Source organism: Pantoea septica, from assembly GCF_002095575.1.
GTDB classification, from domain to species: Bacteria; Pseudomonadota; Gammaproteobacteria; order Enterobacterales; family Enterobacteriaceae; genus Pantoea; species Pantoea septica.
The window spans coordinates 1-14,998 of record NZ_MLJJ01000058.1 but is presented as its reverse complement, the minus strand read 5'-3'; the positions used below and the strand labels follow the sequence as shown (position 1 = coordinate 14,998).

At 47.4% G+C, this 14,998-nt stretch carries 12 protein-coding genes; all 12 read left to right on the top strand.

Annotated elements, in window-relative coordinates:
* Positions 1-1,416: fimbria/pilus outer membrane usher protein (locus HA46_RS19870; protein ID WP_143807689.1), on the top strand; the 1,416-nt coding region annotated here is incomplete at its 5' end.
* On the top strand, positions 1,403-1,993 hold the full coding sequence (locus tag HA46_RS19865) for a fimbrial protein (RefSeq protein ID WP_244277552.1): 591 nt from the start codon (positions 1,403-1,405) through the stop codon (positions 1,991-1,993). The genes HA46_RS19870 and HA46_RS19865, both read left to right, overlap by 14 nt.
* A gap of 78 nt (positions 1,994-2,071) precedes the next feature.
* The gene (gene tssB, locus HA46_RS19860; protein ID WP_033788640.1) at positions 2,072-2,596 is read left to right on the top strand and encodes a type VI secretion system contractile sheath small subunit; all 525 of its coding nucleotides are present in this window, start codon (positions 2,072-2,074) and stop codon (positions 2,594-2,596) included.
* A 15-nt stretch (positions 2,597-2,611) separates the two neighbouring features.
* Positions 2,612-4,111 (top strand): type VI secretion system contractile sheath large subunit, encoded by a 1,500-nt coding sequence (gene tssC / locus HA46_RS19855; RefSeq protein ID WP_084886301.1) that lies wholly within the window; start codon positions 2,612-2,614, stop codon positions 4,109-4,111.
* A 189-nt stretch (positions 4,112-4,300) separates the two neighbouring features.
* On the top strand, positions 4,301-4,786 hold the full coding sequence (locus tag HA46_RS19850) for an Hcp family type VI secretion system effector (RefSeq protein WP_084886299.1): 486 nt from the start codon (positions 4,301-4,303) through the stop codon (positions 4,784-4,786).
* Between the two features lie 90 nt (positions 4,787-4,876).
* Positions 4,877-5,410: a type VI secretion system lipoprotein TssJ gene (gene tssJ / locus HA46_RS19845; protein ID WP_084886297.1), complete on the top strand. Its 534-nt coding sequence runs from the start codon at positions 4,877-4,879 to the stop codon at positions 5,408-5,410.
* Positions 5,411-5,413: 3 nt separating this feature from the next.
* On the top strand, positions 5,414-6,760 hold the full coding sequence (gene tssK / locus HA46_RS19840; RefSeq protein WP_084886295.1) for a type VI secretion system baseplate subunit TssK: 1,347 nt from the start codon (positions 5,414-5,416) through the stop codon (positions 6,758-6,760).
* Positions 6,760-8,130, top strand: coding sequence for a type VI secretion system protein TssL, long form (gene tssL, locus HA46_RS19835; RefSeq protein ID WP_084886293.1), 1,371 nt, complete (start codon positions 6,760-6,762; stop codon positions 8,128-8,130). Before tssK ends, tssL begins: the two co-directional genes overlap by 1 nt.
* A gap of 11 nt (positions 8,131-8,141) precedes the next feature.
* A complete protein-coding gene (tssM, locus tag HA46_RS19830) occupies positions 8,142-10,547 on the top strand; it encodes a type VI secretion system membrane subunit TssM (RefSeq protein ID WP_280174267.1) in 2,406 nt (801 codons plus the stop codon).
* Entirely contained in the window at positions 10,538-11,974 is a 1,437-nt protein-coding gene (locus HA46_RS21475) for a type VI secretion IcmF C-terminal domain-containing protein (protein ID WP_280174266.1), read from the top strand. The genes tssM and HA46_RS21475 overlap by 10 nt, the downstream gene beginning before the upstream one ends.
* 27 nt (positions 11,975-12,001) lie before the next feature.
* Positions 12,002-12,691 (top strand): T6SS protein Cts1T, encoded by a 690-nt coding sequence (locus HA46_RS19825; protein ID WP_084886291.1) that lies wholly within the window; start codon positions 12,002-12,004, stop codon positions 12,689-12,691.
* A 60-nt stretch (positions 12,692-12,751) separates the two neighbouring features.
* Positions 12,752-14,998 (top strand): type VI secretion system Vgr family protein (locus tag HA46_RS19820; RefSeq protein WP_084886308.1); only part of this gene is annotated, 2,247 nt, incomplete at its 3' end.

The window sequence follows — 14,998 nt, the reverse complement described above, 5'->3', positions numbered from 1 at the left end:
GAAAAGCCAAGTGTCGCCCAGGTTTTTTTACAACGCGGTTTGGGTAATACCTATACGCTATATGGCGGTGGGCAAATTTCAGAAGATTATAACGCTGTAGGCATTGGCAATGCTTTTAATACACAGCTTGGCGGAGTATCAGTCGACGTAACGCGTTCGAGTACTCAGCTGAAAAACGGAAAAACTTCTGAAGGTAACAGCTATAATGTGACTTACAGTAAATATATGGATCCTACGGAAACAGATATTACGCTGGCCGCCTGGCGCTATTCCTCAAAGGGTTATTATAGTTTGAGGGATGCGGCATTAGAACGTTTCAGTAGCAATAATTCTGCCAGAGTGGATTACCGGACCCGCCAGCGATTTTCGCTCACCCTGGGTCAGCCGCTATGGAACGGAGGGCGAATTAATTTTACCGGAAGTTATTACAACTACTGGAGCGATAAATCAGCCACCAGCCAGTACACGCTCACTTATAATAAATCTGAAACCCATTTTTCGTGGGCAGTATCTGCTTCTCAGACTTATAGCAGCCACGGCCAAAGCGTAAACAATCTAATGCTATCACTTAGCGTTCCGCTGGGGGGCAGAAGTATCGTTGCGAAGCCAGCGTTTAGCTCACTCTATTCTACGCTTTTGCACGACAGCAAAGGGCGTGACGCGTTCCGGGTTAGCGCCTCTGGCAGCCAGGGCAGACAGAATGAGTTTAGCTACGGTATTGGCGCTGCGGTTAATAGAGCAAGTACAGAAAGGGGAGTGCTCAATGGCAACGCAAGCTATAACTCTCGCTACGGCCAGTTCGGTACAACGGCTTCGATAGCGAATCATTCAAGTCAGTTCTCTCTCTCAGCTAACGGAAGCCTTGTCGCGCATCAAGGCGGATTAACTGCCGGACCAAGGCTTGGTGACTATCCGTTTGCATTGGTTGAAGCACCAGGCGCAAAGGGAGCGAAACTCATGAACGGCTACGGTTCTGAAATCGATGCGAATGGTTTTGCTATCGTTCCTTCGCTGACTCCCTATCGTAAAAATACTATAGCCGTCAATACAGAAGGACTTCCTGTGCAGGTAGATGTGCTTGAAGGCGAAAGTACTGTAATTCCGCGTATGGGCGCGGCAGTTAAAGTGAATGTCAAAACTCTGATAGGTGATCCTGTCTTTTTGATTGTCAAAAATAGCAATGGTACACCACTGCCGATTGGTTCCGATATATATGACAGTGAAGATAAGAGTATCGGAATCGTAGGGCAGGGTGGTATGGCCTTTATACGCGGGTGGCAGGCTGATAAAGATAATCTTTACATTAAAGGCGCCTCTGGTCAGCGAATGTGCACTATTTATGCGAACGCCAGCACTGCTCATAAAATTAATATTCAAAATGATACTGTCGCGCAGGAAGAGGTTGTATGTCACTAAAAAAATAACATCATTAGCCGTAAGTTTTTGCCGTGCTGCATTATTTACCTTCCTTGGAAATAATGCAGCTGCGACAGCAGCGCAAACATGTTCATTAGACTGTTCAATGGAGGTGTTTTTTATCGGAACTTATACCGATGAGACTTGCAATGTTGTAGTTAACAACTCTGACAATAGTTCAGTGGTAACCTTACCGAGAATTTCTGCCTCTTCACTCCTTAAAGATGGCTCTGAGGCAGGTAGCGTTCCTTTCGAAGTTACTTTAAAGGATTGCCCACCAGACCGAACAATAAGCGTCTTTTTCAACGACAGCCTTTCGGCCTCTGATGATGTAACAGGGAATTTGCTAAACAGCACAGGAATAAATTACAGTAATAATGTTCAGGTGAGAATAAGAAAAGAAAATGGTTCGCAAGTGGTTATTGGTGATGCCAGTTCTGGACAGAAATATGTTATTCCTGCATCTGCGGAGCCAGTAAAGCACATCTTCTTTGCGAGTTATTATGCCAGAGGGAATAAAGCTGTGACATCAGGGCTGGTGCAGGCTATAGCAGGTGTCGAGCTTAATTATAAATGACCAGGGGGGCGATTCAAAAAAACAACAGCAGGTAAAAAAGACTTATTTTAAAGATATTTATTAAAGAGTGTAAATTAAATGAGAAAAAGCAACTCACAAAAATTCATTGCACGTAATCGTGCTCCACGTGTACAAATTGAATATGACGTGGAAATTTATGGTTCTGAAAAGAAAATTGAACTGCCATTTGTAATGGGCGTATTGGCTGATCTGTCAGGAAAGCCTCTGGAGCCGCTGCCACCGGTGGCTGACAGGAAATTCCTTAGCATCGATATTGATAACTTCGATGAGCGTATGAAAGCGATGCGCCCACGCGTAGCTTTCGCTGTCGATAACACCTTAACGGGTGATGGAAAGCTTATGGTCGATATGACTTTTGAAAGCATGGAAGATTTCTCACCTGATGCGATTGCGCGCAAGGTTGATCCTTTAGCAAAACTATTAGAAGCCCGTACTCAGCTGGCTAATCTCCAGACCTATATGGATGGTAAAGCCGGGGCAGAAAGTCTCGTTATGAAAGTGCTGCAGGATAAGTCGCTACTAAACACTTTGGCTTCATCACCGAAACCAAAGCAGGCAGATGAAATCCAGAACGAAGTATGATGTTGAGAGAATAATATGGCTACCCAATTACAATCATCAAACGCGACCGCGGCGCAGACTACAACTGAAAATGATTTTAATGCTCTGTTAACGCGCGAATTTAAGCCGAAGTCCGAGCAGGCTAAAACAGCAGTAGAGCTGGCGGTAAAAACCCTGGCGGAACAGGCATTAACGACTTCGATTACAATGGCTGATGATGCTTATAAAAATATCGCAGCAATCATCGCAGAGATCGATCATAAGCTCTCAGAGCAGATAAACCTTATTCTGCATCATGAAGAGTTTCAAAGCCTGGAAAGTGCATGGCGTGGCCTGCATTACCTGGTCTCTAATACTGAAACGGATGAAAAGCTGAAGCTGCGATTTATGGATATCTCGAAAGATGACCTGCGTCGCAACATGAAGCGCTATAAAGGCATTGCCTGGGATCAAAGCCCGCTGTTTAAGCAAATTTATGAAGAGGAGTATGGTCAGCTTGGTGGCGAGCCTTATGGCTGCCTGGTTGCGGATTACTTCTTTGATCATAGCGCACCTGACGTTGATCTACTGTCATCAATCGGCAAAGTAGCAGCCTCTGCACACATGCCGTTTATTACCGGTGCCTCTCCCTCAGTGATGCAGATGGATTCATGGCAGGAACTTGCAAATCCTCGCGATCTGACGAAAATTTTTACGCAGAACCTGGAGTATGCGGCGTGGAACTCACTGCGTCAGTCTGAGGATTCTCGTTATATCGGACTGGCAATGCCACGTTTCCTGGCCCGTGTACCTTATGGTATTAACACCAACCCCGTTGATGATTTTAATTTTGAAGAAATCACTAACGGCGCGGATCATACTAAGTATGTCTGGGCAAACGCGGCTTACGCGATGGCAGTAAATATTAACCGCTCTTTTAAGGAATATGGCTGGTGTACCATGATCCGTGGGGTAGAAAGCGGTGGCGTCGTAGAAAACCTTCCTTGCCACACCTTTCCAACCGACGATGGCGGTGTGGATATGAAATGTCCTACGGAAATAGCTATTTCCGATCGTCGAGAGGCGGAACTGGCGAAGAATGGCTTTATTCCGCTTGTTCACCGTAAAAATACGGACTATGCCGCGTTTATTGGCGCACAGTCGCTTCAGAAGCCTGCTGAATATTATGATGCAGATGCGACGGCAAACGCTAACCTCTCTGCTCGTCTGCCATATTTATTCGCCTGCTCTCGGTTTGCGCATTACCTGAAATGTATCGTGCGCGACAAGATTGGTTCTTTCAAAGAACGCGAAGATATGCAGCGCTGGTTAAATAACTGGGTCATGAATTATGTTGATGGCGATCCGGCTAACTCTTCTCAAGAGACTAAGGCCCGCCGTCCGCTGGCTGCCGCAGAAGTTGTAGTGGAAGATGTAGAAGGTAATCCTGGTTATTATCAGGCTAAGTTTTTCCTCCGTCCCCATTTCCAGCTGGAAGGGCTAACCGTATCTTTACGTATGGTCGCAAAATTACCTTCATTGAAAGAAGGGGCCTGATAAATAAACGGCTCGTGATTTTAAATGAGTAAATGATTAACTTTTTATTTTCTAAAGTTTCGGGCGTGTTCTAAATTCTCGCGCACCGTTAATTGTCAGGGCTGTATTTAATAAAGTCAGCTTCTCTGGCGATATTTATCGTTACACATAGTGTAATAATCTTTCATTAGGGCTAATTAAGGAAATATCATGGCTCAGGATATGTTTTTAAAAATTGATGGCATTGAAGGTGAATCTTTAGATGCTTCTCATAAAAATGAAATTGAAGTGCTTGCCTGGAACTGGGGTTGTATTCAACACTCAAATATGCACAGTGGATCTGGTGGTGGCTCTGGCAAAGCGACCGTTGAAGACTTTACTTTTGAGCACTATATCGATAAAGCCAGTACTAACCTGATGAGCTACTGTCTGACCGGTAAGCATATCAAAGAGGTTACCTTTGTTGTGCGTAAAGCAGGTGGCGATCCGCTGGAGTATCTGACTATCAAATTCACTGATGTCATTATTACTAACATTCAGACATCAGGCTCTGACTCTGATGAAATGCGTCCGCGTGAGCGAGTATCGCTTGCGTTTACTAAGTTCACTCAGGATTACATTATGCAAAATGCTGAGGGTGCTAAATCTGGCGTGATCTCGACCACTTACGACGTTAAAGCGAACCTGCGCAGTTAATTCTGTACAGGTCATCCAGGGGCTTTGCTGCTCAGGCAGCAAAGCCCCTTCTGAAAAAATATTCATCTAAATAAAAATAGCGAGTTCGATATGTTTTTCAGAACAAAAGCAACTATGTCTTTGCCAGGAATGTTACGTAATTTGTTTACAGCGATCGTGCTTTCGCTATTTTTAGTTTCATGCAGCAGTAATAAGGACAGGCCGCCAATGGATAATGAGATAAAAATAAATTTTGTCGCCGATAAAGACATTAATCCAAATGAAAAAGGTGAGCCGGCTCCTTTAAATATTTTTGTTTATGACGTCAAGCTAGTTGATGTCTTTAAGAATGCGGATTTTTTTGAGATCGTTGACAGTAAAGCGTTACAGGCAGCAGCCTCAAAAAGCTATGAAGCCATACTACAGCCAGGTGAAAAACGCAGTATATTTATTACCCCTGGCAGTGAAACCCGCGCATTAGGTATCGTTGGTGCATACCGTGATCTTAATGATGCTTACTGGTTGAAGACATGGGATTTGCCAGAGAGAAAAAAAAGCTGGTGGAGAAAAATATTTAAATATAATTCACACACATTAAATGTAGGCTTACACAAAACAGCAATTACAATTAAAAAAATGGATTAAACCATGAGAACAAATAAAGTCGTCTGGAGTGAAGGACTGTTTCTGCGTCCACAGCTTTTTCAGCAACAGGAACGGTATTTTGAATATTTCGCCCATAAGCGAGCTTCTACACTAAGCCCATTCTTCTGGGGGTTTTCACAGTATGAAATTGATCGTGAAGCGCTAGCTTACGGCAAGTTGGTGCTTCGTACCGCGCGTGGTGTGCTACCGGACGGCACACCCTTCGACATCCCCGATCACGCTGAACTACCGGAGCCGCTAACTATTCTGCCCGAGCACCTGGGCAAAATGATCTACGTGGCGGTACCGCTACGTCTTGATAATAGTGATGAAACTATTTTTAGCCACAATGATGCCAGCTCTCTGGCTCGCTTCCGGGTAACAGAAGCTGAACTTTGCGATACTAACTCTATCCATCAGGGCCCTAAACCCGTTCAGTTGGCCTCGCTTCGGCTGAAGCTGGTATCAGAAACTGAAATGACAGAGTCGTGGATTGGTCTGGCGCTTACCCGCATTAAAGCTATTCAGCCTGATGGCAGCGTACTCCTGCACGCAGATGATTATATTCCGCCGGTAACGGGTTATGCAGCCAATCCTCTCCTCAGAGAATGGCTCACTCACCTTAATGGCCTGGTGAAAATGCGTGCGGAAATGCTGGCGAATCGTCTTTCTACCTCAGATGGTAAAGCGAGCGCCAGTGCAGAAGTAGTAGATTATTTGCTGCTACAGATTTTCAACAAGTATGAGCCGATCCTGGATCATCTGCGTCATATTCCAGAGTTGCCTCCCATTGTGTTGTATGAAGAGCTGGCGAAACTGGCTGGCGAACTTTCTACTTTCGTCAGGACAACCACTCGTCGCCCCAAAAGTGCACCGGGCTACGATCACGCCAGACTCTATTCATCAATTCGGCCGCTGGTAGAAGATGTCAACGATCTATTAAATCAGATACTGGTTCGGGCTGGACAACTTATCGAACTGCGTGCGAAAGGCAATGGTGTCTGGTCCGCTTCGGTTCTTCCCAGCGAATTACTGTCGTTTTCTAATTTGGTTCTTGCCGCACACGCTCAACTACCAATGGATGTTCTGCAACAGCAGTTCCAGTCTCAGGTCAAGATTAGTGCGCCGACACAGCTTCACGAACTGGTTCGCTCGCACTTGCCTGGTCTGATGTTGAAGTCGTTGCCAGTGCCTCCGCGCCAAATACCTTATAGCACTGGTTACGTCTACTTTGAGCTAAGCAGAAATGGCGCGTTCTGGGACAAAATCGCCGCGACTGGCGCCCTTGCGCTGCATGTGGCTGGTGAGTTTCCTGACCTTAAAATGGAACTTTGGGGAATCAGGAGTTGATGAAAGACGTTACTAACTCATTAGGGGCAAAAGGCTCCGAGCATTCGCTTCAGGATGATACCTCGCCACAAGCGATGGGAAAGTTTCTTCTTGATGAGCAGGGCGACTGGATTCAGGAGATGGATTTTTCGTCTAAGGATCTACGCACCGCAACCGAAGATGCCAAGCCGCAATCTTTTAAAGAAGAACGTTCACTGAGAACAGAGAGCGTTCAGCAGCGCATGTTGAAGGTTGGGGCGGCTGAGAACCCGTTGCTGGAAGCAGCGCAGCCGTTATTGCGCGCACTCAGTGATATGCCTGAGACAATCAGCGATATCTCTCATGTGGAGATTCTTAAAAACACATTTAAAAACCAGATCAACCTTTTCAGCATCGTTTGCGAAGAGGTCAACATCCCCTGGAAAAAGATGGCCATAGTTCGTTATTGCCTCTGTACTGCACTTGATGAGGCGGCGCATACCACGGCCTGGGGACTGGAAGCTGGTTGGTCACAGAGCAACCTGTTGAACCACTTTGAAGGTGATAACGACGGCGGTAATAAGTTCTTCCTGCTTATTGGCAGACTGTCGATGCATCCTGACGAATTCGTTGATGTTCTGGAAGTACTGCTGCGCATTTTGGGCCTGGGCTTTGAAGGTCGTTACAGCATTATTGACGATGGTGAGCGCCAGCTGACCAAAATTCGCCAGCGTTTGTTGACCCTGATTCAGAGTACGCGAAACACCACGCCAACGGCTTTATCGCCTCATGGGCTACAGCCAACCGGTCCTGTGCTAAAGGAAAAAAATATTATTCCTGTCAGGTTGACCGCTATTTGTGCGGGGGTGCTTATCGCGTCGGCTTTTATCTGGACGAAATATTCGCTGCTGAAACGCGTTGATGCGATCACCAATGACATTGCTGCTATGCAAAACGTTAAGGCGGTGATACAGCCGCTCAAAACACGTCTCAGGCTGAGTATTTTACTGCGTAATGAAATCGCCAACGATCTTCTCAGCGTTGATGAAAACCACGAACAGAGCAAAGTTGTGCTTAATGGTGACACCCTGTTCTCTTCGGGTTCTGTCGAGGTACAGCCTGGAATGGTTAACGTCATTGCGCGAATCGCCAGAGAGGTTCATCGCGTAAATGGTGAGGTATTGATCGTCGGCCACACCGATTCCACGCCGGTCCGACGGGCGAATTTCCCTAATAACCAGGTGCTTTCAGAAAAGCGGGCGGAGGAAGTTGCCAGCTACTTTATTGCGGCAGGTATACCTGAGAACAAAGTGAAAATTCAGGGTGTGGGCAGCAGCCAACCGCTGGCTTCTGATGCCACAGCTCAGGGACGGGCGAAAAACCGCCGGGTTGAATTTTTTGTCACCTATTAACGAGAGCGACAATGTCTTATTTCAATAGAGTCTTCGCGGCGCGGTTTTTGAAGACGCTGCTGGTTATATGTTGTATCGGGCTGCTCATTGCCGCGATTTGGTTCCTGGGACCATTCTTCGGTTTTGGCGATTCACGCCCGATGCAAAGTGTTGAATCACGTATTATTTTTATCCTCCTGGCTGTCTTATGTCTGGTTTGTCTCTGGCTGCGCTGGCCACTGTTTATTGCAGTGACTGCAACGCTGTGCGTGCTGGTCTGGATCCTGGGGCCTTTTGTGCTGGTCGGGGAGAATTACCCCATGATGCCTGTAAACGTCAGGCTGACCATCATCAGCATTTTACTTATAGGGGCGCTGTTTTATGGCCTCTGGCGCTTGCTGATTGCACTGAAGGACAATCCTGCGCTGCTGGATAAATTAGCCCGCAGCAAGGCACCTGTGAACGAACAGGATACGTCAGAGGTTGCGGCAGCTATCGCCAGTGCGGTTGATTATGTCAATAAAAAGCGCAGCAACCTGACGTTCTTTCAGCGCATCATATTAGCGCGCAAGCCGCAAGACCGTTTCCCGTGGTACATGATTTTGGGAACGGAAGGCGCCGGAAAAACTTCTGCGATCCTGGGATCGGGTCAGGACTTTCCAGTACCTGAGCAATTAGAGCAGGTTGGCAAACCTGCTCCGCAGACGCGTAACTGCGAATGCTGGTTTGCTAACGATGCAATCTATGTAGATACCTCAGGCAAATATGTTAGCGATCCAGAGACAAGCCAGCCGGAGTGGCGCGCTATTCTGAAAGCATTGAAAAAGCATCGTCCCGTCAAAGCATTAAATGGCGTAGTGATTAGTTTCTCTGCTGCGGATATGTTGGGGCGTAGTCAGGCCGAACTGTTTGAGCTGGCGGCCGCTTTAAGGGCCAGAACGGATGAACTCCGTCAGACGCTGGGCGTGCGTTTTCCGATATATATTCTTGTCACTAAGCTCGATCAGCTGCCGGGCTTTGCTGAGTATTTCAGAATACTGACAGAGCAGGAGCGTGAACAGGTATGGGGCGTAACTTTTCCTTATGGTGATGCCAGCGCCGTGTCTTTATCAGAACTGCATGACCATATAAAGGAAGAGTTTTCCTTACTTGAAAAGCGTATTGAACGCGACATGATCGTGCGGCAGCAAGAGGAGTATGACAACCGCGATCGCAAGAAAATGTATGGTATGCCGCAGGACTTTCATCTGCTGTCGGAGCGCGTGGCTGAAGTCGCACATAACATTGTTTTTGCTTCACGCTACGATGAATCGCAAAACTATACGCTGCTACGAGGTATCTACTTCTCCAGCTGCCATCAATCAGTAGGTTTCAGCCTGCAAAACAATCAGACTCTGATACGCAAATGGTCCAACTACGTTGAAAACAAAATGCCAACGGAGCTGGCGTCCCTGACGACTCAGCCAGAAGAGCATGACTTTCTGATTAACGATGTCTCTTATGGACGTCAGTACTTCCTCAGACAACTCTTTAGCGACGTAATCCTTAAGGATAAGGGGCTGGCGCGACATAATCTGGCGAATGAGTCGAAGTATCGTCTGCAGCGTTTTCTGGGACATGTCTTCTGTATCTTGCTGGCTGTGGTATTCCTGAATGGTTTCTATAACAGCTATCGTCATAACAGCGTCTATCTGGATGTTGTCGACAAAAAGGTAGAGAAATTAAACCTCGAGTTAAATCGGTTCGTTAAAACGTCAGCCGATAACCTGTTACCCCGCCTGCTGACGTTCTCTCAGTATCTGCCGGAATATGGTTCGCTGGATCTTTATAATCCACCGCTTGACTGGCGCTTCGGTCTTTATACCGGCGGTAATGTGGTTGAGGCTTCTGGTTCGCTGTATCAATATTTCCTTCAGCGCCTGCTACTGCCGCAGATTGAGAATCAGGCTACGCTGGCACTTCAGAATGCGATCGATAGCGGTAAGTCTGGACGCATCTATCGCGAGCTTAAACTCTATCTTCAGGTTTATGGCGAAGGAAAATTTGACAAAAAATATATGATCGCGGCGATTACCAGCCTCTGGGAAACAACGGGTAAGCTGCAGCCTTATCAGGAGCGACGTATTTTTGTCTCACATCTGAATACGCTTTTCGACTCACCGGAGTGGCGACGCTACGGTCAGCCGCTGGACAACAATTTGGTGAAATATGCGCGCGCCATGCTTGAAAGAGAGGACCTGGTCAGCCGGTTATATCAGCGCATAAAGGATGCGGCAAAACAGGATGCTCCAGCAGATTTAACGTTAAATATCATGGCGAAATCGCGCGGAGGAGAGTTATTCGCGCCGATAGATGAAAATGGGATAACGGTAATTCCAGGGCTTTTTACCCGCAGCGGCTACTACGATGCGTTTAAAAAAAAATGGAGATGGGCCTGATTTGGCTGGAGCGTGAAGATGGTTGGGTATTAGGAAAATCCAGCGCTGGCAACGGTAGCGCTTCGCGGCAACAGATTAAAATGAGCGAAAGCGGAGCGCTGGTAAATCCGGTTCAGCAGCAGATTCTGGCGCTCTATCTGGAAGAGTATGCACAGCTCTGGCAGAGCTTTCTTAGCAATATCCGTATCGAAACGGATAGTTTTCAGCTGAATTATGGTAACGCCAGTATGGCAGCGGATATCTATATGCTGCGAACACTCAGTGCTTCAGATTCGCCGCTGGCGAATCTGATAGCCAGAGCCGTGAGCGAAACCACGCTGGCAAAAAAAGAGAACAAATCTCTGCTGGATAACCTCAACAATAAAGGCCAGATTTTAAATGCAGTTGAAAAAGTAAACCTGGCTTATAGCGCAATGGAAAAGCGACTATTGAATGAGTATGTAGATAGTCATTTTGCTACGCTTCGTGAGTTCGTTACTGGCGGTCGCGATTCAGATGCAGTGACTTCTACAGTGGCAGTAGGTAGCGATCTGAATAAGCTGATGAATGCTTTAAGCGAACAATATACGCTATTTGTTATCTATGAAGATGCGCTAAAAAACGGCAGTGCTATGGCATTGTCCAGCTCTTCCCAGCAGCTTAGTGCGGAATCCTTAACCTGGCCAGATCCGCTGCCCAATCTTATCGCACCGCTACTCGAAGGCGCGTGGCAGCGGGCAAACGAAGAGGCAATTGCCCGCAGCGTTAAAGACATTAATGAAGGTCTGGGGCGAGTATGCAAGGCAACTTTGCAGGGGCGCTATCCTTTTGCAAATAGTCGTACTGACGTAAAACTCGCTGATTTTAACCGATTTTTTTCATCAGGTGGCTTAGTAGACAAATATTTCAGTGCCAATCTGGCAAATAAAGTAGACACCGCTTCACGCCCGTGGCGTTATAAAGGCGACGTGCAGGACAGTGATGGCATTCTACGCATGTTTGAACAGGCAGCTGAAATACGCCGGATTTTTTTTAATGAAGGAGAGGGTAAAAACATTGCGCTGAATTTTAATGTTTCGGTTCCCTACCTGGATCCAGCAATTACACAGCTCAATATGAATTTCGACGGCATACAAGTGAATTACGCGCACTGGCCGGTTTCACCTGTTCCGGTCATGTGGCCAGCATCGCGACTAAACTCGCGTATAACAATTGATGCTACACCACGTATTTCGGCAACAGGAGCGTCAAAAATGTTTACTGGCCCCTGGTCGCTTTTTCGCTGGATGGAAAGCGCCAAAGATATTGTTGCGGCGCATTCTGAAGAAATGTCATTGATATTTGATCTGGATTCACGAAGAGCAGATATTAGCGTCTCTGGATTAACCTATAATAACCGCCCCATAATAGAATTGTTAAGAAACTTTCAGTGCCCGGGCGAAGACTAAAACAGTGTGTTTATACCAGGGGAGTTTATGTCGATACGCCTGTATTTACTTGTCGACAGGAAGCGTGCAGGCCTGTTTCACAGGTTAAACAAAAAACAGTGTGAATTATTAAATATTTTCACACAGCAAATACTGCCTCACCTCGAGTCTTCAATGCCCGATAGCTATTTGCCAGAGCACTATCCATGGTGCTTTGTTATATCAGCATCAACGTTAAAAGCGCGGCATGCTTGCGCGGGAGCCTTTATGGTGCTGCCCGGTGAACAGGATGAGAAAAAGCTGGTTATGGTATATGGGTCAGTTTCTTATCCCTGGCTGAAAAGCAATATGCATAGCGAATTTCCGTTAACATTTTGGGCATCGAGGATATTAAATTACGTTGAGAAGAAAGACGTGCTCGCAAAGGAATGGAAGCCATTATGGCAATGGGTGAAAAAACTCAGGCAAGTGTATTCACCCTGGCGGGAAGTTATCCTTAACCCTGCATGGCATTTTAAAAATCATTCTCAGGTATTACTGAAAGAGGGATCGCGAGAGGACTATTGTATAAAGAGTAGTGATGGTGTCGAGGTTATGCCGTGGAAAAACTGGCCTGAATGCATACAAGAGAAGGAGGGGGTCTGGATTTGGCGGCAGGGAAGACACAAAAGGATTTTAGAATCTCAGAGGTTCTTGATAAAGCGCGCCGTGGCTTCTGTGCCTGACGCATCATGTTAAGTTTATAACCAGGCTGAAATCATTTATATGTTCAGAACAATTAAGTTAAGTAGCCCGGCAATGCCGTTATTACTTGGCGAGCCAGCATTGGTCATATCAAAAATAGAGGGTGAGGAGGCGCTTTCTACTATCTACTCTTACCTGATTACTGCGAAAACGCCTGCTAATCCGGCTATTCCATGGCAGGCAGCATCGAATGTCGATTTAAAAGCACTCATCGGCAAAGAGATGACCATCGAAATTGAAATTGATGGTAACGGTCTTGGGAATATAGTGGGTATAGGTAGGGGGGTACGTGAGATTTCAGGCATTGTACAACGCGCTCGTTATATAGGCCGTGACAGTAATCAGGCAATGTATGAAATTCAGATTCGTCCCTGGCTTCATCTTGCGGAACTGACCACCGATTATAAGATTTTTCAGCAAAAGTCGGTTGTCGATATCATTGATGAAGTGTTGGGCGATTATAACTTCCCTTTTGAAAAACGGCTGTCGGCCAGTTACCCCTTGCTGGACTTCCAGGTGCAGTATGGCGAAACAGATTTCAATTTCATTCAGCGCCTGATGGAGGAATGGGGAATTTACTGGTTCTTTGAACACAGTAAAAAAAGCCACAAACTGATACTGGTGGACAGTGTTGGAGCGCATAAGCGGTTCCACAGCAAGGCTTACCATGTTATTCAGTACGCGCCTGATCTTCCTAAAATGGATGAAGAGTACATTAGTCAGTTCCATCACCAGGAGACAATTACCTCAGGTAGATGGGTTACAGATGACTATGACTTTACTAAATCGCGCGCGGATATTATGGCGATAGACAGTAAGCCGCGTAAGACCAGCTTTAATCACATGGAAGTATTTCACTGGCCAGGTGACTACGAGCAGCCCGCAATTGGCGAGCAGCTGGCGCGCATACGTATGGAGGAGCGTGGCGCTATAGGGTCACGTTGTGAAGGGAGTGGCGAACTGCGTGGCATTGTCTGCGGTTGTAATTTTGAGCTAATCAATCACCCGCTTAAGAAAGCGAACCGGGAATATATGATATTGCGTAGCCGCCTGACAGTAGAAGAGATCGATCAGGTCTCGTCTAAAGGTGAGTTTCGTTATAGCTGTGATTTTACCGTCCAACCCACGACCAAAATTTATCGTCATCCGCTCACCATTCCAAAGCCTAAAACCAGTGGGCCACAAACGGCGATTATTGTCGGGCCGCCGGGAGAAACCGTTTGGGCAGATGAATATGGGCGCGTCAAAGTTCGGTTCCTCTGGGATCGTTACTGCCAAAACCGTGAGTTTGACTCTTGCTGGCTGCGTGTTTCTCAGGCGTGGGCTGGAGATAACTTTGGCGGGATTTATATCCCTCGCATCGGTCATGAAGTGATTGTCGATTTTATTAACGGCGATCCCGACCGGCCAATGATAACCGGGTCTCTCTATAACAACGCTACGATGCCGCCGTGGGAACTGCCGGTAAATTCGACTCAAAGTGGCCTTATCAGCCGCACCATTGGCGGCGGCCGTGATAATTACAACGGTGTGCGGTTCGAAGATAAAAAAGGCCAGGAGCAATACTGGGAGCAGGCGGAGCGTGATATGTCGCGCCTGACCAAAAGAAACGAACAGCAGACTATTGGTCAACTGTCTGATGTTAAAGTCGGGCTGTCACGCACCCTGAGCGTCGGCGCAAACTATGCCTCCACTGTAGTAGGCGCGAGTAGTTTTAGCGTTGGTCTTGGACTTACATGGAATGTTGGTGCCGCCGCAAGTGAAACCATTGGCGGTGCCAAGAGCATTAATGTGGGTGGGGCGATGTCGACCAACGTCGGCGGTGCCAAGATGAACAATATCGGGGGTTATGGCTCACTTTCCATTGGCGGGGCTTACCAGGTAAACGTAGGCGGATACCACTCGCTTGCAGTAGGAGGCGCGATACAAATATCGGCTGGCGGCGAACTAACGATTGTGGCGACGAAGATAAAACTCGTTGGCAGTCACGTCGTCATACAAGGCAGTCAGGTTGATATTAACCCAGGTGAAGGCGGTGGCGCTGGCGGTGGCGGTGGCGGTGGCGGGTTCGGTTTCCCGGCGATCCCGACGTTTGCTTTGATGTGGAGTCCTGCCGGACCACCAAGGCCGAACCCTCCGCCAATTCCGACGCCGACGCCAACCGAAACGCCGACGCCGACGCCGACCGAAACGCCGACGCCGACGCCGACCGAAACGCCGACGCCGACGCCGACCGAAACACCGACGCCGACGCCGACGCCGACCGAAACGCCGACGCCGACGCCGACCGAAACACCGACG